The organism is Mycobacterium sp. P2_H7, assembly GCF_056403275.1.
The window spans coordinates 548,065-570,617 of the sequence record NZ_JBFUFU010000009.1 but is presented as its reverse complement, the minus strand read 5'-3'; the positions used below and the strand labels follow the sequence as shown (position 1 = coordinate 570,617).

The 22,553-nt window shown below is 66.5% G+C and carries 20 protein-coding genes; 7 read left to right on the top strand and 13 right to left on the bottom strand.

Features of this window, described 5'->3' with window-relative positions; genetic code table 11:
* Nucleotides 1-4: 4 nt before the first annotated feature.
* Nucleotides 5-310 carry a hypothetical protein gene (locus AC1DY7_RS14910; RefSeq protein WP_477494437.1) on the bottom strand — a complete coding sequence of 102 codons (306 nt, stop codon included), beginning with the start codon at nt 308-310 and terminating at the stop codon, nt 5-7.
* Nucleotides 311-544: 234 nt separating this feature from the next.
* Here AC1DY7_RS14910 and AC1DY7_RS14905 point away from each other — a divergent pair, with 234 nt between their 5' ends.
* Nucleotides 545-763 (top strand): three-helix bundle dimerization domain-containing protein, encoded by a 219-nt coding sequence (locus AC1DY7_RS14905; RefSeq protein ID WP_477494436.1) that lies wholly within the window; start codon nt 545-547, stop codon nt 761-763.
* Between the two features lie 7 nt (nt 764-770).
* On the opposite strand, the gene AC1DY7_RS14900 is transcribed toward AC1DY7_RS14905, so the two are convergent.
* Nucleotides 771-1,265, bottom strand: a complete 495-nt coding sequence (locus AC1DY7_RS14900; protein WP_477494435.1) for a DinB family protein — start codon at nt 1,263-1,265, stop codon at nt 771-773.
* Between the two features lie 548 nt (nt 1,266-1,813).
* Between AC1DY7_RS14900 and AC1DY7_RS14895 the strand changes: the two genes are divergently transcribed.
* A complete protein-coding gene (locus AC1DY7_RS14895; protein WP_477494434.1) occupies nt 1,814-3,073 on the top strand; it encodes an ABC1 kinase family protein in 1,260 nt (419 codons plus the stop codon).
* A 22-nt stretch (nt 3,074-3,095) separates the two neighbouring features.
* Here AC1DY7_RS14895 and AC1DY7_RS14890 read toward each other — a convergent pair whose 3' ends face one another.
* The 11 genes from AC1DY7_RS14890 to AC1DY7_RS14840 form a co-directional block, all read right to left on the bottom strand.
* Nucleotides 3,096-3,803, bottom strand: coding sequence for a TetR/AcrR family transcriptional regulator (locus tag AC1DY7_RS14890; RefSeq protein WP_477494433.1), 708 nt, complete (start codon nt 3,801-3,803; stop codon nt 3,096-3,098).
* A 65-nt stretch (nt 3,804-3,868) separates the two neighbouring features.
* Nucleotides 3,869-4,654 carry a hypothetical protein gene (locus tag AC1DY7_RS14885; protein ID WP_477494432.1) on the bottom strand — a complete coding sequence of 262 codons (786 nt, stop codon included), beginning with the start codon at nt 4,652-4,654 and terminating at the stop codon, nt 3,869-3,871.
* Entirely contained in the window at nt 4,651-5,379 is a 729-nt protein-coding gene (locus AC1DY7_RS14880; protein ID WP_477494431.1) for an Mce protein, read from the bottom strand. Before AC1DY7_RS14880 ends, AC1DY7_RS14885 begins: the two co-directional genes overlap by 4 nt.
* A gap of 32 nt (nt 5,380-5,411) precedes the next feature.
* Nucleotides 5,412-6,734 carry an MlaD family protein gene (locus AC1DY7_RS14875; RefSeq protein ID WP_477494430.1) on the bottom strand — a complete coding sequence of 441 codons (1,323 nt, stop codon included), beginning with the start codon at nt 6,732-6,734 and terminating at the stop codon, nt 5,412-5,414.
* Nucleotides 6,731-7,831 carry an MCE family protein gene (locus tag AC1DY7_RS14870; protein WP_477494429.1) on the bottom strand — a complete coding sequence of 367 codons (1,101 nt, stop codon included), beginning with the start codon at nt 7,829-7,831 and terminating at the stop codon, nt 6,731-6,733. Before AC1DY7_RS14870 ends, AC1DY7_RS14875 begins: the two co-directional genes overlap by 4 nt.
* Nucleotides 7,828-8,931, bottom strand: a complete 1,104-nt coding sequence (locus AC1DY7_RS14865; protein ID WP_477494428.1) for an MlaD family protein — start codon at nt 8,929-8,931, stop codon at nt 7,828-7,830. Before AC1DY7_RS14865 ends, AC1DY7_RS14870 begins: the two co-directional genes overlap by 4 nt.
* Nucleotides 8,928-9,986: an MCE family protein gene (locus AC1DY7_RS14860; RefSeq protein ID WP_477494427.1), complete on the bottom strand. Its 1,059-nt coding sequence runs from the start codon at nt 9,984-9,986 to the stop codon at nt 8,928-8,930. The genes AC1DY7_RS14865 and AC1DY7_RS14860 overlap by 4 nt, the downstream gene beginning before the upstream one ends.
* A complete protein-coding gene (locus AC1DY7_RS14855) occupies nt 9,983-11,035 on the bottom strand; it encodes an MCE family protein (protein ID WP_477494426.1) in 1,053 nt (350 codons plus the stop codon). The genes AC1DY7_RS14860 and AC1DY7_RS14855 overlap by 4 nt, the downstream gene beginning before the upstream one ends.
* Nucleotides 11,032-12,510 carry an MlaD family protein gene (locus tag AC1DY7_RS14850; RefSeq protein ID WP_477494425.1) on the bottom strand — a complete coding sequence of 493 codons (1,479 nt, stop codon included), beginning with the start codon at nt 12,508-12,510 and terminating at the stop codon, nt 11,032-11,034. Before AC1DY7_RS14850 ends, AC1DY7_RS14855 begins: the two co-directional genes overlap by 4 nt.
* Nucleotides 12,511-12,513: 3 nt before the next feature.
* Entirely contained in the window at nt 12,514-13,371 is an 858-nt protein-coding gene (locus AC1DY7_RS14845; RefSeq protein WP_477494424.1) for an ABC transporter permease, read from the bottom strand.
* Between the two features lie 25 nt (nt 13,372-13,396).
* Complete coding sequence (locus AC1DY7_RS14840) at nt 13,397-14,263, bottom strand: MlaE family ABC transporter permease (protein ID WP_477494423.1); 867 nt, start codon at nt 14,261-14,263, stop codon at nt 13,397-13,399.
* 378 nt (nt 14,264-14,641) lie between these two features.
* Between AC1DY7_RS14840 and AC1DY7_RS14835 the strand changes: the two genes are divergently transcribed.
* From AC1DY7_RS14835 to AC1DY7_RS14815, 5 genes are all read left to right on the top strand, one after another.
* On the top strand, nt 14,642-15,907 hold the full coding sequence (locus AC1DY7_RS14835; RefSeq protein ID WP_477494422.1) for a serine hydrolase domain-containing protein: 1,266 nt from the start codon (nt 14,642-14,644) through the stop codon (nt 15,905-15,907).
* Between the two features lie 718 nt (nt 15,908-16,625).
* On the top strand, nt 16,626-17,525 hold the full coding sequence (locus AC1DY7_RS14830; RefSeq protein ID WP_477494421.1) for an oxygenase MpaB family protein: 900 nt from the start codon (nt 16,626-16,628) through the stop codon (nt 17,523-17,525).
* The gene (locus AC1DY7_RS14825) at nt 17,522-18,136 is read left to right on the top strand and encodes a TetR/AcrR family transcriptional regulator (protein WP_477494420.1); all 615 of its coding nucleotides are present in this window, start codon (nt 17,522-17,524) and stop codon (nt 18,134-18,136) included. Before AC1DY7_RS14830 ends, AC1DY7_RS14825 begins: the two co-directional genes overlap by 4 nt.
* Before the next feature lie 189 nt (nt 18,137-18,325).
* Nucleotides 18,326-20,359: a toprim domain-containing protein gene (locus AC1DY7_RS14820; RefSeq protein WP_477494419.1), complete on the top strand. Its 2,034-nt coding sequence runs from the start codon at nt 18,326-18,328 to the stop codon at nt 20,357-20,359.
* Nucleotides 20,360-20,370: 11 nt separating this feature from the next.
* Complete coding sequence (locus AC1DY7_RS14815; RefSeq protein ID WP_477494418.1) at nt 20,371-22,509, top strand: DNA gyrase subunit A; 2,139 nt, start codon at nt 20,371-20,373, stop codon at nt 22,507-22,509.
* The last annotated feature ends 44 nt before the right edge of the window (nt 22,510-22,553 follow it).

The window sequence follows — 22,553 nt, the reverse complement described above, 5'->3', positions numbered from 1 at the left end:
GGGGCTACGAGCTGCTCTCGGTACTGGCGGCCAGCCGGGACTGACCCGCCATGGCGTGCCTGCCGACGAACGGCCTTGCATGCGGGGAGGTTTCGGGGAAACGACGGTGCAATCCGTCGATCAGCCGGTGCGCCTCGTAGAGTTCGCGCCGCAGGTCGCCCGCCCGAGGGTCCACGCGCGAGTTGCCGCGGGCCCGGGCGCGCCTGTTTCGCGCGTCGACGATTTCGAGCTTGCGCGAGATGTCGGAGACCTGGTCGTACAGCGCCTTGAGTAGCTGTCGCGCCTGGCTCACCGCCGCATCTTCAGTCACACGGGCATCTTCTCATCATTTTTTAAGGTGCGCGCACCGGGGGGTGGCATTTTGCGGCAATTGACACACCCTTCTCCGGCCCGCTGAATACCGCGTCTTTGCTCACGAATGCCGCGACCTGGCAAAGCTCGAGAAAGAATGGTTTGCCCAGCTCAGAACTCACATTGCACGCCGACCGTCGGTGAGCGAAATTCGAACTTGACGGCTGTTGACAGTTGCCTCACAGTATCCGTCATGCGAGCCACCGATGAAGCAATACAGATTCAGGAAATCGTCCAACGGCTCGTCGTGACCAACACCGAAATACCCGCCGATGACGTCGCCAAGGCGGTCCAGGACGCCTACGCGCTGTTCGAGGGAATCCCCATCCGGGAGTTCGTCCCACTGTTCGTCGAGCGCCGGGCCCGCGTCACGCTCGGACAGCTCGCCCCGGAGTTGGTCTGGTCGACCTAGCGCCGCCTCAGGACGTTTGCGGCGACGTGGCGGGGTGATCGATCTGTTCACGCAGGATGTCCCCATGCCCGGCGTGCCTGGCGAATTCCTCGATCATGGCCAGCAGGGTCCACCGCATGCTGACCGTGCCTTCGCGAGGGTTTCGCTTCGTGTCGTCGAGTGAAAATCCGGAGGCGATGGTCCGGGAGCGTGCGCTGGCACGCTCGAACTCTGCGATCACGTCGTCGACCGTCTCATCGTCGGCCACGGCGAAGGTGCCCTCGTCCCGCTCGGAGTATCCGTCGCACTCGGAGGCGTCCAACGTTCCCCAGAACCGTTGGAACCAGATCCTTTCCGCCGCAGCCGCATGTTTGATCAGCGAGATCGGCGTCGTCAGCGAGGGGACCAGCCGTCGGCGGGCATCCTCGTCGGACAGACCCCGCACGGTGGCGATGAGCGCCTCACGGTTGCGGTCAAGCATGGTCTCGATCGTGTCGCGCTCAGCGCGGCCTGGAGCAGGCATGGCGTATTCCTTCCATTTTGGGGGGTGCTTCGAGTTCTGGATCCACTGGTGCCCTCCCGGCGACCAGAGGATCACGGACCACAGGGCGCGGGCCCGGGTGTTTCATGTCGAGTTCGGGGCGGACTCGGCGAGGGGTCGACATCACATCGAGGACGGCGATCGCGTGGACTCGGCAGACGCTAGGTCGCCCCTGCGCCGCGGGAATGGACGTCCGGTTCGGGCGGCGATTGCCAGCTAGGTGTTCAGCGTACGCCCGATCAGGGTGTCGACAGCGCACCGTCGTGCCCTGGCATCGCCCGCCCGTCACCTAAGCTGACGACATAGACCGGTGGGGTACGCCGACGGCGACCACCATCCGCCGAGCCAGCGACGAGGAGGACGGGCCGCGTTGACGATTTCACCGACAGCGCCGGCCCGGTTGAAGCGGGTGGCCAGTGGCCTCTGACGAGCCTCGGTTGCGGGATCGCTTCAATCGCAGCGCACGACTCGGTCGCGTCGCGGTTTCGCAACTCTCCCGGGTAGCGTGGCGCCGCCTCCGCGAGCCGTTCATGTCCGAGGCGGGCAAGGTGGTCGCGCGGGATCGCGAGATGCTCAGGCTCGCCGATGATCTGGTGTCCGCACTCGGGTCCATGAAGGGCGCGGCGATGAAATTCGGGCAATCGATCTCGCTGCTCAATCTCGGATTGAGTTCGGCAGAGGCGCGGGCCGAGTTCACCAAACGGCTCGCGCCCCTGTATCGGCAGGCACCCCCGACGGACAACGACATCATGTTCGAGCTGCTGGATCGCGAACTGGGCGCCTGCCGGGACCAGTTGGTGTCCATCGAATCCGAACCCATCGCCGCGGCTTCGTTGGGACAGGTGTATCGGGGCACACTCGCCGATGGCCGGACGGTGGCGGTCAAGGTGCAATACCCTTCTGCGAAGTCCGCGGTGGCCGCGGATCTCAGAAACCTCGCGCTGCTCTCCCGGCTCCGCGCCCGGGACTTTCCGAACCTCGGCCTCGCCGAATTGGTGGCAGAGATCGGTGACCAGATCCATCTGGAGCTCGACTACGAGCGCGAACTCGACAACCACCGACAGGTGTACCGCGCCCACGTAGGACACCCGGCGTTTCGCATTCCAGAGCCAATCGAGAACCTCTGTACCGCAAAGGTATTGACAACGGAGTACCTGGAAGGCACAACATTGGACCAGCTCGGTCCGGTGAGCCCGGAGACCGCCAACACGTTGGGTGAGGCGCTGTACCGCTTCTACTGCGGCGGCCTGTACACGGCCGGGCAATTCTGCGCGGACCCGCACCCGGGCAACATCATCGCTCTCGACGACGGCACCGTGGGTTTCGTCGACTTCGGGCTGTACGTGACGATGGATACCGAGCAGATCACCCTCGAACGCGCCATCTTTGCCGCCGTGCTGGCGAGTGATGCGCCGAGAGTCCATGCGCTGCTGCGATCCGGCGGGTTCATCGTGGACGAATCGGCCATGCCAGAGGAGGTGGCGCTGGGCTACCTGGCCGCCATCGGCGCCTGGCATTTGGCCCCGGGCGTGGTCACAGTGACGCCGGAGTCCGCGCTGCTCTCGGTATCCGAAGGCATGCTGCCGAGTTCCAGTTTCCGCGAATGGATCTATCAGCAGCGGGTTCCCCGAGAACATCTGTTCTCGCGCCGCACCGAAATGAATGTCTGTGCGCTCCTTGGTGATCTGCAGGCCAGCGCGCCGTGGCGGGCGATCTCTGAGGAATGGATTCTGAATCGGGAACCGGCGACCGACATGGGGCGTCGCATCGCCCAGTGGGAGTCGCGCTGACCGCGTTGCCGGCGACCGCGCCCTACACCGCCGAGAACACCGGTCCAGGCTTGGGCGGGTTGGCCATGATCGCCGGCAAGATGAACGCGGTGACATAGCGGCGCACCTGGTCGGGGTCTTGCGCGCCCGGGACGAGCCCGACCAGGAAGGCCATCGCCGTGCCGACCAGGAACTTGGCGGCATCCTTACTACCGATGCCCTTGCGGAGAAAGGTGTTGTCCGCCTGCACCATTTGGTCGAACAGTGGCTCGAGAAAATCCATGTACTGCTGGGCATTGACCAGAAGCTGAGCGACATTGCCCGTGTCGGTCTGCTCGGCGAACACCGCGAACAGCGGATCGCGGGCGAGGTCGGTCGCCACCATCACGTTGGCCTCGACGACGAGGGTCGCCAGGTCGGGGTCGGGTCCCAGCCGGGCGAGCATCGCGACCATCTGCCGAATGGTGCCGCGCTTGAGCAGTGCCTCCAGCAGGTCGTTGCGCGTCGGAAAATGGCGGTAGATCATCGTCCGGGTGAAACCGGCTTCCCTGGCAATCGCCTCCATGGTCGCAGCCCGGTAGCCGACCTTGCTCATCAACCGTTCCGCCGCATCGAGCATGGCCTCTTTGGCCTGCTCGGGTTCGTGGCCACCGCCTACGGGGCGTCCCCGCTTCTGCAGCTTCTTCGTTGCTGGCACGTCGTAACGATCCTGGTTCTCCCCGACCGGCGGCTCGACTGATCCCGTCGACACTTGGCGCTACTGTACTCGGACCGTACGAACAGACGCACCGCGACAGGCAAAGTTGATCGGTGTCGTCACCTACCGCCGTACTCCGGTCGTAGTGCACCCGCCAGCGAGCTCAGCGGGATCTGGATGGTCACCGTTCCGCCGTCCATCGACCACACGAAGCGGTCCCGCGGAACCGGATCCTGGTGTGCCATCGGTGCATCCGGCATGTACAGGATCAGATGGTCCTTGGACAGTCCGAAGGCTCGGTATTCGCCGGTGTAGCCGCTGCCCTGCGGCCCGGGCTGCCACTGGTCGACGGTGAACGGGAAGGTTCCCGGCTGATGCGCAGGTGGTGCGGCGTCGAGTGCATCGGGCAGGACGGCTGCCGCGGCGGGTGGGATGGCCGTCATCGGGTCGACACCTGGTTTGAACAGATCGGCCAAGGTCAGCCGGTGGCCGCTCGCGGTGTCAAAGATGAAAGACCGGTAGGCGTTGTTCGCCTGCACACCGCTGGGCTGCCAGACCTCGTGGATCACCAACGACTGCACGGTGCCCGGGCCTGGGTAGAGCTGATAGTCGGTGCTCGCGACGCTGTCGCGCACCATGGTGGTCCCGGTGTGCCGCCAGGCTTCCATCAGCTTCTGGTGATAGGCCCGTATTGCCGGGCCTATCACCGGATCATCGAGCAGCGCAACCGGCAGACTGAGTCCGATGTCCATCTGCGCGTTGCGATTTGAGGTCACCGATGCCGTGCAGACGGCACCGTCCCAGTGCCCGGCCAGCGCCGCGCAGAACTGGCCGTCGGCAGCACCGGCGGGTGGCGCGGTGGCGATCAGCCCCGCTGCCACCACCAGTGCCACAACGGGTTTCACGGCAGCTCGACCTTGCTGGCCAACCAGCGCCCGTCCACCTTGTCCATCGTCATCTTGATCCGGCTGCGGTCGACGCGGGGGTCGGGCACCTGCGAGTTGGTGATCGACTGATCGACGAACAGCAGCACCACCACCCGGTCCGGCGTAACGGACTGGACTGCCGATTCCAGCACCGTGCCGTGTGCGGCGGCCTTGTTGTCCAACAGGAGTTGGCGCAACTGGGTGCTGGACTTGCTGTACATGTCCTTGAATTCACCGGTGGACCCGTCGAGGACGTCGGCGAAGTTCTGATCGATGGCGTTGGTGTCGATGCTGGTGAGCACCGCGGCGTACTTTTCGGCCGAATGCTGCGCATCGCGCGCGGCGACGCCATCCTGATGCTGCTGATACATCAGCCAACCGCCATAACCTACGCCCGCCAGAGCAGCGGCGATCGCGAGGGCCGCCGCGCCGCGGGTGACCCAGCGGAGCCGGCGACGCTCCGGTTTCTGTGTCGCAACGTTTTCGGCGGTGCCACCCTCTACGTCGTCGCCACCCTCTACGTCGTGCTCGGCCTCGGGTGTCTGCACCTGCGCCCCTTCGCCGTGCGGTGCTGCCGGCATGGCGCCGACCTCGGGGGTACCGATGCCGACGTGGGCCGCGGTCGACTCCGCCGTGGCGGTGCCGAAAACGTCGCGGCTGGGCTTGCGTCCGTTGGACAAGGCTGCGTTGCCTTTGGTCGTCATGTAGTCGCCTCTCTCGTGCGGGTCGGTCGGTGTCAGCCGTTGGGGCCGGGGATCGGCCACCCGGGTGGCTGCGGTGGCGCGTCCGGGGGCAGCGGGACGTCGCCGGGGATGGCGATCGGTAGCCGCGGACCGCCATAGGGCGTCGGAATGGTCCAGCGCCCCTTGGGTGTCGGGTCGGTGGTGGCGTTCGGGTCAGATCCCGGCGGAGGACCTGCGGTGTCGTCCCCGCCCGGCCGCGGTGCGTTGCGCGCGCCGCGCACCAGCACCGAAGGTTCGGGATCGGCGCAGTAGGAGTGCAGGCGCGGTTCGGGGTAGTCCGCGGCCGACGGCGCACCCCGCGGCCCCGCATAGTCGCAGTTGTAGCGCGGGTACAGATCAGCGATCACCCAGGTGTGACCGTCACGCAGAATATTCGACATGTTCTCCAAGAGAGACCCACGCACTTCCGGGCCCGGGAACAACGCATTCAGCGCGGGCACGCGCACGTAGGACAGCTGGGCGACGGTCGCCAGATTGCCCAACAGCTGGACCATGGTCTCGGAGTTGTCGTCGAACAGGTTGTTGACGGCGGTCAACGATTTCGGCGTGGCCTCGACCAGATGACGGAAACCGCCGTCCATGGTGCGTACCCCGGTGAAGACGCTGCCGAACTGATGCCCGGTGGCGGTGAGTCCGGGGGTGAGATCGACGACGGTGGACAGCGACACACGGGTCGATTTCATCAGCCGCATCGTCTCCGGCAGCACCCCGTCCAGCGTGGACAACAGGAACGTCCCGCCGTCGAGGATCGCCGCGAGCTTGCCGGGGCCCTCACGGCTGACCCCGATCTCCCGGCGGATGGTGGCCAGCTTCGCCGGATCCAGTTGGGTCAGAGCACCATCGGCGTCGGAGAGCAACTGCGCCAAAGTGATCGGGGTGCTGGTGCGATCGCGCGCGATGGTGGCACCGTCCTCCAGGTACGGCCCTCCGTCACGATCGGGGCGGAAATCCAGATACTGCTCGCCGGCCGGAGACAGACCCGATACCCGCACCGTGCTGTCGACCGGGATGTGCACCCCTTCATCGATGCGCGCGACCGCGCTGACCCCGTCGTCAGCCAGGTCCACCGACTCCACCCGCCCGATCGGCACGCCGCGCAGGGTGACGTCCTGATTGGGCAGCAGCCCGCCCGACTCAACGAGCGGAATTCGCACGCGCATCATGGATTTGGTCGGATCCACCCGCAGGGTTCCCAGCACCAGGTAGGTACTGGCGCCGAGCAGGATCACCACCAGCGATCCCGCGGCAAGCGCAATTTTGCGCCCCCGCAGCCAGCCGGCGGCGCGCAGCAGTCCTGCGGCGATTTTGTCGATCATGGCTTCTGCCCCACGACGCGTTCCTGCAATCGCAGCAGTGAGTACTTGAAACTGCCGACCAAATAGTCCCAGTCGGCCCGCTTCGGCCCGTGAAACGCCGTGTCGCCCAGGTAGCCGATGTCGGGCATGTTGCCCAGAGCCAGCTTCGCGACGCTGATATCGGCGCTGATGGCGGTGCCGGAGGTTTCCTTGATCAGGATGGGCAGCCATCGGTTGATCGACGCCAGTCGAGTATCCGGGGACTGCACCACGTCGTTGAAGGCACGCGAGACGGTATTGAGGTCGGCGATCACACTGCGCGTGTCGGTGCCCTGTACCGACGGTAGCTTGGCCAATTGGTCGGACATCCGGCCGATCTGCTCGACCAAGGCGGTCACCTGCCCGGTGTCCACGGCACTGAGTGCCGGCGGCGCAGCGTCGAGTAGGTCATCGAGGGACTGTTGTCGGCTGTTGAGCGTGTCGGCCAACTTCGAGAGGTCGTCGAGTGCGCCACGGATCTGCTCGGAACGATTACCGAGGGTGGCCAGGGCCCGGTTCGATTGGTCGACGATATCTTTGAGCACCGCACCGTTGCCGCCGGCGGCCTTGCCGAATCCGTTGACCACTTTGGTCAGATTGCGTACCGCGCCGCCGTTCACGAGCACCGCGGCTGAGCTGAGCACGTCCTCCACCGTCGATGCCGACGCAGTCGATTCCAGGCCCAGGCTGTCGCCGTCTTTGAGAACTTGCGGTCCCGGATCGGCCGGGGGTTTGATCGCGACGAACACATCGCCCAGCGGGGTGGCAGTGCGCAGCTCAGCGCTCGAACCGACGGGCAGGCGCACTCCTTGACGGACCCGCAAAGTGACCACGGCGGTGTAGTCCTCGGCGCGCATGGACTCCACCTCGCCGACATCGGCACCACCGACGCGCACCTTGGCTTTCGCAGGCAGGTTGAGCGCATTGGCGAACCGCGCTGTGACGGTGAAGGATTGGTCCCCCAAGGCGGGGGCGGGCAACGGCAGGCTGTCCAGTCCAGGTGCGGCACACCCAGCACTGAGCAGCACCGATCCCAGCAAGGCGGTCACCGCCTTGGACGAAACTCGGTGGGCGCTCACTGGCCCTGCCCCATCCGGGCCATCGAGTCGAGCATGTAGGTCAGGCCGAAGTCGGGCCCGTAGTCCTGCAGCATGCCGGTGCTGCAGCCGAGTTGGCGCAGCCCCATCACGTTGCAGACCTCTTTGGTGAACTGGCTGTCGAACAGGATCTTGTCGATCAGCGCGTGCACCCGCAGTGCGCCGTTGACGGGGTCGATGGCGTTGTAGAAGTTGTCGATCATCAGCGGCAGCACGTCGAAGGTTTCGGCGAGTTCGCGCTGTTTGTCGTTCATGGTGCCGACCATGGTGTTGGTGTTGCCCACCGTCGCCTTGATGGTGTCACGGTTGCGCTCGAGCAGGTCGGCGGCCTGGGTGAGCAGATCGTTGATCTGCCTGCCGGTGGTGCCGGTGCCGAACTTCTCGGCCGCCAGGACATCGCTGGTGCCGTGGATGAGCGAGCCGAACGTGCGGATGGTGGCGTCGTTGTCGGTCATGGCTTTGGTCAGCGAGTCCACGCTGGTGATGATGGCGGTGAGGTTATCCTTGGTGGCGGCTCCGTCGGAGGTCATCCGTAGCGCCTTGGACAGCTCGTCCAGCGCGGCACGAATGTTGTTGCCGTTACCGGAGGTTGCGGTGGCCCCGATGGTGATCAGGTCGGCGAGCGGTCCTTGGCCTTTGCCGTCGCCGCGCATCGCCGAGGTCAGTTTGTCGATCATGCCGAGGACCCGGTCGAAGCCGACGGGGGTCCGGGTGCGGTCCAGCGGGATGAGGTCGCCGCTGCGCAGTTGAGGCCCGTCCTGATACGGCGGGGACAGCTCGACGCGGCGGTCGGTCAGGATCGAGGTGGAGATGGTCGCAGCCATCACGTCGCGGGGCACTGGGATGCCGCCGTCGATGGTCATGGCCACTTCCACGTGGGTGCCTTTCGGGGTGACCGTGGTGACGGTGCCCACGGGCATGCCGAGTATCTCGACGGCGTTGCCGGGATAGAGGCCCGACGCTTCGTCGAACATCGCCGTGATGGTGACCGGGCGGTGTCGGGCCGCGTCACCGAAGGTGAGGTAGCCGATGCCGGCGAGGACAGCCACGACGACGGCGCCGAGGGCGAGACCTTTTCTCATGCGCAGTCCTTGAAGTACTCCGTGAGATTGAACTGTTTGGCGCGGCCGCTGATCGCGCACAGCCAGTCGTCGATCATGATTCCGGCGGAGAAGTTGAACTCCAGGGCAGGTGCGCTACCGGTACCGTTGGCGATGCTGCGCAGCGGGATCGGCATCACCTGCAGCAGGTTGCGGAACAGGTCGTCGTGATCGCTGAACATCGCGGTCAGCTTCTGCAGGTTGGCCAGCAGCGATTCGAAAGCCGCCCGGTCCGGTCCGACGATCTTGCCCATCAGGGCGACCAGGCTGGTCACCGACGCCATCATCTTGTGGAAGGACGCGCGCCGGCTGACGAACTCGCCGAGCAGGTCCCGACCCTGGTAGACCAGCTGGCCCAAGGCTGCCTGCTGGCGGTGCAGGGTGCTGGTGATGGTGGCCGCACCTTGGAGCATCTCGCCGATCTGGCCGCGGCGGTCAGCGATCACCCCGGAAAGCTGCTTGAGATTGCTCATGGCCTGCGGGAGCGCCTCCGGCAATCCATCGAGTTGGCCGGACAGCCTGCCGAGGGCGGTGACCATACGGTTGACGTCGAGTTCCTCCACCGTGGTAGTGGCGTCGGCCAGCAGGGATTGTAGGTCGTAGGGAACTTCGGTGTAGGACATACCTATTCGCCGGTGATCGAGGCGCCCGGTACCGGCGGGTCGCAGTTCCACATATCGCGACCCGAGCAGGGTGGTGAGCTTGATGGCGGCATGGGTCTGATCACCCAGGTCCACGTTGTCACGGACCCGCATCGCCACGAGAATCTTGTTGCCGGCCAGCTGCACGTCGTCGACCTCACCGACATGGACACCGGCGATGGTCACGTTGTCGCCGGAGCGCAATTGGGCGGCTTGGGCGAATTCGGCTGTGTAGCGCAGGTATCCGACGCCCGAGGCCCGCACCGCCAGTAGCGACCCGGCCACGACGGCCACCAGTGCGATGGCGGTGAGGCCGACCCAGAACGGACTGTAGGACTCCAGCGGCCGACCACGCAGTCTCTTGATCGGCGCCAGGGCAACGGTTTTCATGCTCATGATGCCGGCCTGCATTTCTGGGTGTTCTTGACGACATTGCCCGGCGAGGCGTAGCGAACGATCGTCGGGACCAGATTGTTGAGGCCGGGGAAGAAGCCCAGCACGTTCAGGGTGCATACGTAGCCGTTGCCGTACGCCCCATCCTGGGACAGCCGGGCCAGGCCCTTCAGCAACGCCGGCAGATTCGCGCCCATGAACGCCATCTGGTCCTCGTTGTCGACGAGGTGCTGGGCCACGCCGGGTTCGCGGTGCAGCATGTCGGAGAACTGCGGGTAGGCGGCGTCACCGACGTCGGACAGCCGTCCGGCGACCTTGGTGAGCGACCCCAGGGAGGAGACGATGTTGTCTCGGCGTGCGGCGAGGTCGCCGACCATCTGTCTGGCCTCACCGATGACTGCATCGAGGTTGGCATCCTGCCGATTCAAGCTGCTCACCAGGGTGTGCAGGTGATCGATGAGGCCGGTGAGTACTTCGTCGTCACCGACGAACGATTGGGTCAGCTGCGCGGTTTGCACGAGCAGTCGGGTGACCGCGCCGGATTCCCCTTGGAAAGCCTCGATCAGCGCATCGGAGAGCCTGTTGGCCTGTGCGGGATCGAGCAGCGTGAACAGCGGCTCGAACCCGTTGATCAGGGCACCGATGTCGAAGGAGGGTTCGGTGTGCTCCAAGGGGATTTGGCTGTTGGCCGACAGCTTTTGGTTGTGTCCGTCCGACGGCGGCCGGGACAACCCGATGTACCGCTGTCCGACGATGTTCTGATAGGTCACCGACGCGATGGTGTCGGTGTAGAGCACCTGGTCGCGTTCGACCCGGAAGCTCACCCTGGCCCGGTTGTCCTGCAGGGCAATGGCATCCACTCGACCCACACGCACGCCGGCGATGCGGACATCGTCGCCTTCCTGCAGGCCGGTCACATCGCTGAACACCGCCGAGTAGGCATCGGTCGGGCCCGCGGTGTCACGGCGCAACGTGCCGTATACCAGGGTGGTCACCGCGACGGCGGCCACCAGGAATGCGCTGAACGCGACGAGCGCAGATTTGAAGGTCATGATCCACCTGCCGGTGCCGGGCTCTCGGTGACGGTGACAGCACTACCGCGGGCCAGCGGACCGAGCAGCACTTGCTGCGCCGACGTGGGTGGTTGGCCGAGGATCGCGGAGAGTTGTTGCCGTTCGCCGGGGCTGCCTACCGGGCCGACGTTGCCGCCGTAGGAGGCCGGTGCGGCACCCGGAACGCCCTGTGGCGGTTGCGGAGCGGAGGGATCCTGGCCGGCGTCGGGTGCTGCTGGGGCTCCGCCGTTGTCGGGACCTGAGCCGGGGCTCAGCGCTGCACTCGCATCGACGGGGGGCAGCGGGAGACCCGGTGGGGGCGTCAGGTCCGGGGGCGGCTTGTAGCTACCGGGTAGCAGCACCTGTGGGATGTCGAATTTCTGCCGGACTTCCGGGGCGGTGGTGCAGCTGGGGCCCGCCAGTTGGCCGTAGCGGGGGCAGTCGGCCCGCACGTAGTTCCATAACGGGGTGAACGACACGATGATGTTGGCGTTGAACGTCTGGCGCTGAGGGTTCCACGCCTCCTCGTAGCCTTTGTCGGTCAGCCTCGTCAGCCGGGTGGCGATCGGGAGCAGCTTGTCGCTGTTCTGCGCGAACACTCCCACGACAGGCTCCAAGTGGGTGGTGATGCCGATGAGGCGATCCATCTGGTTGTCCATGGCTGTCGACGCTCGCCCTGCGGTGTCGAGCCCACCTGAGAGTAATTCTCTTATCTGGGACTGCTTTTCAGCGATGGTGTGCATCGGGACCAATGCTTTGTCCAGGGAGTCCAGCAGATCCGGCGTGGCGGTGTTCAGAGCGCGTGACATCGCGCTCACCGCCGACATCGTCGACGGATCATCCGGGCCACCGGCCATCACGTCGTTCATCTGGGTGAGGATGCGTTGCAGCCGTGCGCCGGTCGCCAACAAGCTGTCCCCGCGGCCGTTGGTGGCGCCCGCGATCAACTCGAGTACCCCGACCGGCGGGTCGCCGCGGTGGCGCTCGGTGGCGGCCGACAGGTCACGCACCCGGTTGATGGTGGTCTGGAACAACGCGGTGGGGAATTCGGTGTCCTCGGCGACGACGGAGCCGGGTGTCAGTGGCGAGGCCGCGCCGCGGTCGATGAGCTGGATCGACGAGACGGCAAAGACGTTGCTGGGGACCACGCGGGCGGTGACCGTACTCGGTATCTTCTGGGCTGCTGCTGGTTGGAGGTCGATGTGCACGACGTTGGGTCGGCCGCCCTCACCGGGATCGACACTGGTGACGGCGCCGACCAGAACTCCGCGGAACTTCACATCTGCCCGTTCGGGCAGTCCGTCGCCCACGTTCATCATCTGCGCGGTCACGGTGACCCGGTCATCGAGATAGCCCTTGGACTTGGCCAGCAGCCCTGTGGTGATCGCGCCCACCACGGCGAGCACCACCAGGCCGCCGATCAGTAGCTTGCGGTCGGTCCAGCCGCGCCCATTCGGGTCGAAGGTGTTGCCCATCGTCTACCCGCCGAACCGTGCGCCGGTGTCGACGCCCCACAGCGCCAACGTCATCAGCATGTTGGCTACCGTCACCACAGTGATGGCCGCACGCATCGCATGCCCTGCAGCGATCCCGACCCCTTCGGGGCCACCGGAGGCGTAAAAGCCGTAGTAACACTGGATGGTCGAGGCGATCCACACGAAGATGACCGCCTTGAGGATGGAGTAGATGATGTCGGTGCCGCTGAGCATCAGCGTGAAGTAGTGCAGGTAGGCGCCCATTGACCCCGCGCCCGAGAACTGCACCACGATTTGGCAGGAGAAGTAACTCAAGGCCAGACACATGACGTATAGCGGCAGGACGGCAGTGGCAGATGCCAGCAGTCGGGTGGTCACCAGGTACGCGATCGACGGGATGCCCAACGTGTCGAGGGCGTCGATCTCTTCGTTGATGCGCATCGCGCCGAGCTGTGCGGTGAATCGGCAGCCGGCCTGCATGGCGAAGGCCAAGGAGGCCATGAACGGCGCCAGTTCGCGAGTCGACGCGAGCGAAGACACGAACCCGGTGGCCGGCCCGAGCCCCAGCATGTTGAGCATGGCATAAGCCTCGATGCCGACAAGCGTGCCTGCGGTGATGCCGAGGACCGCGGCGACGCCGGCGGTCCCGCCACCGCTGACGATCGAGCCGTTGCCCCAGGTGACGTCGGACAGCAGTCGGAAGTACTCGTTGCGGTACCGGCGCAGCACCAGCGGGATGGCCGCAGTCGCGTCGACGAAGAAGGACAGCAGGTGACCGAGCCGACGAATCGTCGTGGCGAATTTCCCGGCGACGGCGCTGATCGCTCGGGTCCCGGGCGGCCGATACCCTACCGCCGCCATCAGATCAATCCTTTGTTCATCGTGCTCACAGCCCGGTACGCGGGAACAGGAGGACGTACATCTGACTGATCAGGACGTTGACGATCATGAGCACGAGGATCGATTCGACGACCGCAGCGTTGACCGAGTTGGCTACACCGGCGGGCCCGCCTCGGGTGCGTAATCCCTTGTCGCAGGAGACCACTGCCACGATCAGGCCGAACAGGATCGCTTTGAGCAACGCCAGGATCAGGTCACCGACGGTGGCAAACGACGCGAAGGTGGCCACGAAGCTGCCCGGGGCGCCGTGCTGGAAGTAGACGTTGAACAGGTAGCTGGCCAAGAAACCGACGAACGCGGTGGTGCCGGTCAGTCCGACCCCGACCAACACCGCCGCTGCGGTGCGCGGAACCACCAGCCTGCGGATGGCGGAGACACCCATCACCTCCATCGCGTCGATCTCTTCGCGCATGGTCCGCGACCCGAGATCGGCGGTGATCGCCGAGCCCACCGCGGAAGCCATCAGCACTGCCGCGACGAGCGACGCCGCCTGGCGGATCACAGCCAAGCCGCTGGCAGCACCCGCCAGTGAGGTCGCACCGACCTGACCGGCCATGACGGCGAATTGGATCGACAGCGTGACCCCGATCGGAATGGCGACAAACAGTGTCGGCAAGACGGCGGCGCCGGCCATGAATGCGCCCTGGCGGACGAACTCCTGCCACTGAAAGCGGCCGCGCACCAGGTCCTGGACGAGGTACTGCAGTACCCGAATGCCGAGGATGACCTGACTGCCCGCCGTTTCGATCGCGGCGACGGGGTGCTGACGGACATATTCTTTGACCGCAGCCGAGACGACCCTGCTCGGGCGCGGCGCGTCGGGGTGTGGCAGTGCCTCCTGATTCAGCACCATACGACGGGCGCCACCTGCGCTGAGAACGCCCGCGCCGCCACGGTGATCGGGATCATGGCACGCATCGGTCCCCCATCGTCGAAGTTAACTGTCTCGCCTGGCGGCCGACTGTTTCGGCCAGCGCGGATCCGGCGACCGCGCACATCTGGCGCGCAGCCGGAATATCAGGTCGCAGTAGGACTTCCGCGAATATCGTGGACTTGCGGTCGAGCCTACTGGCGAGTAATAGTACACATTGCAGTGCTAGTGTCAACAAACACGGAAATCGTTGCACCGACCCACAACAGGGGCGTACTTCAAAGCAACGCATCCGCCTGTTGATCACCAAGCAGTGCAACATCATTCACCCTCGCATCGAAGAGACAGGTTCTCGCCGACATGGACAGCCAACTGGATTCCCGCACCGCCGCAGATTCCGCGGCGCAGGTACACGGTGCCTATGACCCCCACTTCCGGCGCCTGGTGCGGACCTTCGCCAGACTGTTCCCGGGCCGGGCCCGAAGTGGCGGCGCGTTGTCGGTCTATCTCGACGGCCAGCCACTGGTGGACGTGTGGACCGGTTGGGAATGCCGGACCACGACGACACCATGGTCCGCTGACACCGGGGCGATGGTGTTCTCGGCAACCAAGGGAATGGCCTCGACGGTGATTCACCGTCTGCACGATCGTGGCCTCATCGACTACGAAGCGCCGGTCGCCGAATACTGGCCGGCGTTCGCCGCCAACGGCAAAGCCGCCCTGACCGTGCGGGACATCATGGACCACCGTGCCGGGCTGTCCCAGCTCAACGGCGTCACCGCGGAGCAGGTCCTCGACCACATCGCCATGGAAGAGCGACTGGCGGCCGCTGCACCTGGATTGTCCGCGGGCAAATCCGCCTACCACGCGCTGACCTACGGTTGGATCCTGTCCGGACTTGCCCGGTCGGTCACCGGTAAGGGCATGCGGGAGTTGTTCCGGAGTGAGCTGGCGCAGCCGCTGAACACCGACGGCATACACCTGGGCCGTCCGCCGGTCGGATCGCCCACGCATGCGGCGCAGATCGTGACGCTGGCGAGCACCCGGCAGAACCGGATCTTCGATGCCGTCGCCCGCCGCGTCGCCGCACATCCTCGCTCGGCACTGTTCGGCGCGCTCTACTACGAGGGCGTGCGCGCCGCCATGCAGAAGGACATGAGATTCCTCGACGCCGAGATTCCGTCAGCCAACGCGGTCGCCACCGCCCGCGGCATCGCCCGCATCTACGGCGCTATCGCCAACGGCGGCACGATCGAAGGCAATCGATTCCTTGCCGCCGACACCGTGAAAGAACTGACAGCCGAACGGTCCTTCCCCATCGACCGCAGTGTGTATGTCCCCCTGGGGTTCCATCTCGGCTACCACAGTGTGCCGCGGCAATTCCTGCCCGGATTCGGGCATGTCGGCCTCGGGGGTTCGTTCGGCTGGGCCGACCCGGCCAGCGGTGTGGCGGTGTCCTTCGCCCACAGCCGGTTGGCGACGAGCCTGCCCATCGATCAGGTGGCGTTCACGGCGCTCTACCTGCTCGCGCACCGCGCGGCGGCGCGGGCCCGCAAGGATGGTTTCACCCCGATCGCCGACTTCGGCGCGCCGTTCACCAAGACACCTGCCGCCTCGACCGCGTGAGCGAGGGTCGTCGTTGCTGAGGCCTGGAGCGTTGCGGCCGCTGCCTCGGACGCGCCCTGGTCGGCCGCATCGTTCGCTCGGTGGCTGGGGGCAGACCGACGGGTGGTGTGCGTACCGGCCCGCACTTCGGTGTCCGCTGCAGTCGCCGCGTCGTTCTCGACGGACGAGTGCGCGGGCAAGGTATGACGTACGGTCTTGCGCGGCTTCGGGGCGGCCGGCCGATCTGCGTCATTCACCGATTCGCCGGTTTGGGCGTCGGGCTCTTCGGCAGCGGCCGAAGGCTCTGGTTTCACTGTGACACGTTCGTGCGGTTGAGGTTTCACAGCCTGCAACTTCGGGCGACCGATCGGCTGGGTGCCCTTCGCACCGGCAACGGCGCGGCGGGCCACCTTCTTCGTCGGGACCGCGGATGCTGATTCCGGTGCCGCATCGGCGCCGGCGGCTGTGGCCGTAGCTCTGACTGTCCTCGTTGCTGCCTTCGGTTGCGGGAAAAGCAGGTTGCGCTCGGCCCACGCCGTCAGCGGCGTCAGGATCGTCATGATCGCCCGGTTGAGCAGACGCGGGACGCGGGCCGCTGGCAGGCGAAGCTCGTGTCCGGGCGGCCCTGGAACCCCGACCACGGCTAGCGCTCCTTACCGAGTCGCCCCTTTTCCGTGGCGCATCCGGATGGTATAGATGGGTAGTTGTTTGTCACATTCGTACCGCGTGGAGGTTCGGGATGGACATGCTCAAACGCCGCATCGTCGACGAGTTCGAGAAGATATCGGGGCGCCATGCCGATCCCGGCGTGTACGGCGGCCCTGCCGGTGATCCCGGCCTCCTCGGCCCCGACAGCGTGTCCTGGGAGATCAACGCCGACCTGGCGGCCGTCTCACAGGCCGGTCCGGCCGCGATCGTCCTGGAGATCCTGCACCCGTCGGTGGTGGCCGGCGTACAGGACCTGTCGACCTATCAGCAGGACCCCTTCCAGCGGGCCCGCACCACGTTGGGTTACGTCCTGACAACAACTTTCGGCAACACCGAGGCCGCGACAGGTCTCATCGACCGGGTGAAGAACATCCACGCCCACGTCACCGGCACGCGCCCGGATGGCGTCCCGTACGCCGCACTCGATCCCGACCTCCTGGGCTGGGTGCACACCTGCATCCCCTGGATGATCATGCGCGCTTTCGAGCGCACCCACCGGGCACTCACACCCCGAGAACGTGACCGGTATCTGAGCGAACAAGCCGTCATCGGGCGGATGAGTGGCGCCGGATGGGTGCCCACCAGCACCGCCGAACTGGACGACTACGTCGCGCACATGCGGCCCACGCTGTCGGTGAACGGGCAGACCCGTGAGTTCGTCGACTTCCTGCTCACCGCTCCGTTCCTGCCGCGCCTGCCCGATCCGGTGGACCGAGCGCTGCACCGATTCACGATGTACGCCGGGATGAGCTACGCGCCGCCGTGGGCCCGCGAACTGATCGGATTCGGCCACCCGTCTCCGGCCACCCGCATGCTGCTCGAACCGGCGCTCCAGCTCGATGCGCGCCGGATCCGTTGGGCGTTCGGCACTCCCGACTACGTCCGGCTCGCCAGGCAACGTGCCCACCCGGCGCCGGTATCCGCGACATGATCGACGCGCACTTTCTGCACGCCATCGGCGACGCCGTCACCGGCGCCCCGAGCGCACCGGTCGCCGACCGCACTGCCGAACGTCTGCTCGACGCCGCCGTGCTCGAAGCCGCGGCCGTGGGCCTGCGGCGCGTCACCATCGAGGACGTCGTCCGCCGCGCCGGTGTGTCGCGCATGACCGCTTATCGGCGCTATCCCCGGCGCGACGATTTGGTCCACGCCCTGATCAGCCGCGAGACTCAACGCTTTCTCGGCGCGGTCGCCGACGCGATCGAGTCGAGCTCCGACGCTCGGCACGGCGTGGCCGAGGCCTTCATCGCCGCGGTGACCTTCACCCGCGAACACCCCATGCTGCGCCGGGCCGGCCAACTGGACCCGATGCCGGTTCCCGAGGCCGCGGACCTCATCGACATGGGAAAGACATTCATCGCCAACTACATTCAGGGCGATTCCCCGTCCCAGCAGGCTCGATGGGTCGCCGACGTGTTCGCCAGGCTGTTCTTCACCTACATCTCGATGCCGCCGCACGACCCCGACGTGCGCGACGACGCCGCGCTGCGGTTGTTCGCCGAGCAGGTCCTCACGCCGATGGCCGACCGTGCCGTGACGTAGCGGCCACCACCAAAACGCCAGCTCACCGGCGCGCTGTGGGCGCAATCACCGAATTTTTCGGCCGCTTCGGCCGCGGCGTTGGGGGCAATGTCACCTCCCCGGGGCAGAATGCTTACGCCGCCCGCCGAACAGGGGCGGCCGGCACGGCGAGGGCACGCTCCGGCATGAGCCCTGGTGGAAGGAATAGCAGTGAGTTACAACGCCGCGGACATCACCGAGCTCGACGATGTCCAGCACACACGCCTGCGGCCGGCGGTCAATCTGGGCCTGGACGTACTGAACACCGCGTTGCGTGAGCTGGTGGACAACGCGATCGAAGAGGTCGCCGACCCCAGCCACGGCGGGTCGACCGTCACCATCACCCTGCACGCCGACGGATCGGTCAGCGTCGCGGACGACGGCCGCGGCCTGCCCGTCGACTCCGACCCCGCCACCGGCAAGAACGGCATCGTCAAGACGCTGGGCACGGCGCGGGCCGGCGGGAAGTTCTCCGCGCACTCCGACGCCACCAGCACCGGAGCCGGGCTGAACGGGATCGGCGCCGCGGCAGCGGTGTTCATCTCCGCCCGCACCGACGTGACCGTCCGCCGGGCAGGCAAGACCTACCTGCAGAGTTTCGGCGCCGGCTACCCGGGAACTTTCGACGGCGACGATTTCGATCCGGCCGCCCCGTTCACCCGCGCCGACACCCAGAACCTGCGCGGCGCGGGCAACCGCAAACCACAGGCGCACGGAACGACCGTGCGCATCCTGTTCGACCCGGCCGTGGTGCCGGATTCGACCGTCGACGTCGGCGAGGTGCTGCTGCGGGCACACGCCGCGGCCCGGATGTCGCCCGGCGTGCACCTGACCGTCGTCGACGAGGGCTGGCCCGGCGACGAGGTTCCGCCGGCATTGCTCGAACCGTTCAGCGGCCCATGGGGCAGTGACACCCTGCTGGACCTCATGTGCACCGCCGCGGGCACCCCCGTGCCGGCCGTGCGCGCGGTGGTGGAGGGCCGCGGCGAGTACACCACCGGCCGCGGGCCGACCCCGTTTCGGTGGTCGTTGACTGCCGGGCCTGCCGAACCCGCCACCGTCGCCGCGTTCTGCAACACCGTGCGGACCCCGGGCGGCGGATCCCACCTGACGGCGGCGATGAAAGGCCTGTCCGAAGCGCTGGCCGACCGCGCTTCCCGGATCCGCGACCTGGGTCTGGCCAAAGGCGAAGACGGCCCGGAACCCCAGGATTTCGTCGCGGTGAGCGCCCTGGCCGTAGACACCCGCGCGCCGGATGTGGCGTGGGACTCGCAGGCCAAGACCGCGGTGTCGTCACGTTCGCTGAATGTGGCGATGGCCCCAGATGTGGCGCGCAGCGTCACCATCTGGGCGGCCAACCCCGGCAATGGCGACGCGGTGACGCGCTGGACCCAGCTGGCTCTGGAGGCCGCCCGCGCCCGCCGCAGTGCCGAAGGCGCCAAGGCCAGGTCCCGCGCGGCGTCGAAAGCCAAGGGTCTGGGCACCAACCTGTCGCTGCCCCCCAAGCTGCTGCCCAGCCGGGAGACCGGCCGGGGCTCGGGTGCCGAGCTGTTCCTGTGCGAGGGCGATTCCGCGCTGGGCACCATCAAAGCGGCACGCGACGCCACCTTCCAGGCAGCGTTCCCGCTGAAAGGCAAGCCGCCCAACGTCTTCGGATACACGGTGAGCAAGGCCAGGGTCAAGGACGAGTTCGACTCGATCGAACGCATCCTGGGCTGCGGGGTCCGGGACAACTGCGATCCGGAGTCCTGCCGCTACGACCGGATCCTGTTCGCCTCCGACGCCGACCCCGACGGCGGCAACATCAACTCCAGCCTCATCTCGATGTTCCTGGACTTCTACCGACCACTGGTCAAGGCCGGAATGGTCTATGTGACCTTGCCTCCGCTGTTCGTGGTCAAGGACGGCCAGGAACGCATCTACTGCCAGGACGAATCCGAGCGTGACGCCGCCGTGGCGCAGATGAAGGCCACCTCCAAACGCAAGGTGGAGGTGCAGCGCAACAAGGGTCTCGGCGAGATGGATGCCGACGACTTCTGGAACACCGTGCTGGATCCGCAGCGGCGCACCGTGATTCGAGTGCATCTCGATGACGGCGATCCGAAGCTGCACCACACCCTGTTCGGCGGGCCACCGGAGGGCCGGCGCACGTGGATGGCTGATGTCGCCTCCCGCGTCGACACCGCCGCTCTCGACCTGACGTAGGAAGAAGTACATTGACCGCCACCCTGGACGTTCCCGAGCAGAACCCTGACCTGGTGCTCGACCAGAGCGCCGACGACTACTGGAATCACTACCAGCTGACATTCGCGCTCTACAGCGTCAGCGACCGCGCCATCCCGTCGGCGTTCGACGGACTGAAGCCCGGCCAGCGCCGTCTGCTGTATCAGATGTACGACTCCCGACTGCTGCCGGGGAACAAGCCGCAGAAGTCCTCCAAGGTCTGCTCGGCCGTCACCGGCAACCTGCACCCGCACGGCGGCGCCTCGATGTACGGCGCCGCGGCGCTGATGGCCGCCGAATTCCAGCGCGTGAAAGTCATTGACGGACAGGGGGCTTTCCCGCGGATCCAGGGTGACATTCCGGCAGCCGACCGCTACACCGAGATGCGGTTGTCAGCACCCGGCGCGGCCCTGACCGCCGAACTGGCCGACCACGCGGTGCCGATGGTCTCGACCTTCGATGGCGAGTGGATCGAACCGACGGTGCTGCCGGCCCAGTGGCCGGTGCTGCTCTGCAACGGCGCCGTCGGCATCGCCGAAGGCTGGGCCACCAAGGTGCCCGCGCACAACCCCCGCGAGATCATGGCCGCCTGCCGGGCATTGCTGAAGACGCCGAACATGACCGACGACAGGTTGATGAAACTCATCCCCGGCCCCGACTGGGGTTGCGGCGCAACGGTGGTCGGCGAGAACGGTCTACGCGAATACATCACCACCGGCCGCGGTCTGTTCACCGTACGCGGCGAGGTGTCGGTCGACGGCAAGAACGTCATCGTCACCGAGCTACCGCCCGGCGTTGCGAGCAACACTGTGCAGGAAAGGATCCGGGCCCTGGTCGAGTCCGGCGAGATGTCCGGAGTGGCGGACATGTCGGACCTGACCGACCGTCGCAACGGGCTGCGGATCGTGGTCACCGCCAAACGTGGCCACAGCGCCGAGACCATCCGCGATCAGCTGCTCGCCCTGACCCCGCTGGAGTCGACCTTCGCCGCCAGCCTGGTCGCACTCGACGAGGATCGGGTGCCCCGCTGGTGGTCGGTGCGCGAACTCATCTCGGCATTCCTGCACCTGCGTGATTCGGTGGTGCTGCGGCGCAGCGAGTATCGGCTGGAGAAGGTCACCGCCCGGCGCCACCTGGTGTCCGGCCTGATGCTGATCCACCTCGACATCGACGCTGCCGTCGCGGTCATTCGCGGCTCCGACACCGTCGACGAGGCCCGCCAAGGATTGCAGGACCGGTTCGCGATCGACGCCGAACAGGCCGACTACGTTCTGGGACTTCAGCTTCGGCGCCTGACGAAGCTCGACGTGATCGAACTGCAGGCCGAGGCCGAGAAGCTGGATGCCGAGTTCGCCGAGCTCACCGAATTGGTCGAGAACCCCGACGCCCGCCGGGTGGTGATCGACAAGGAGCTGGTCGAGACCAGCAAACTGTTCAAGGGCCCCGAGTTCGACCGTCGCACCGTGCTGGACTTCGACGCCACACCGACCACGTCCGGAACCGACGAGGACGGTGCCCGCGAACGAAAAGTCAACGCCTCGTGGCGCCTTGATGACCGCGGTGTGTTCTCCGACAGCCACGGTGAGCTGTTGACCTCGGGTCTGGGCTGGGCGGTGTGGACCGACGGGCGGATCAAATTCACCACCGGGAACGGTCTGCCCTACAAGATTCGCGACATCCCGGTGGCCCCGGACATCACCGGGCTGTTGCGCTCGGGTGTGCTGCCCGAGGGCTACCACTTGGCGCTGGTCACCCGGCGCGGCAAGATCCTGCGGATCGACCCGGCGGCGGTGAACCCGCAGGGGGCGGCCGGCAACGGCGTGGCCGGGGTGAAGCTGGGCGCCGAGGACGACGAGGTGGTGGGCGCTCTGCCCGTCTCGTGCGAGAACGGCGAGGCGATCCTGTCGATATCCGAAAAGGGCTGGAAGGTCACCGAAGTCGCCGACATCCCGGTCAAGGGCCGCGGCGGCGCCGGTGTCGGGTTCCACCCATTCACCACCGGTGAGAACGCGTTGGTGTCGGCGGCGATCTCGACAACCGGATACGTGCGTGGCCGCAAGCCGGTGCGCGCGGAAAAGCGCGCGAAGGCTGCGATCAAGGGCTCCGGTACGGATGTGACGCCGGCTGAGTAGCCGAGCACTGCCCTCGCCGGTGCTCGGCGAGGGCAGTGATCAGA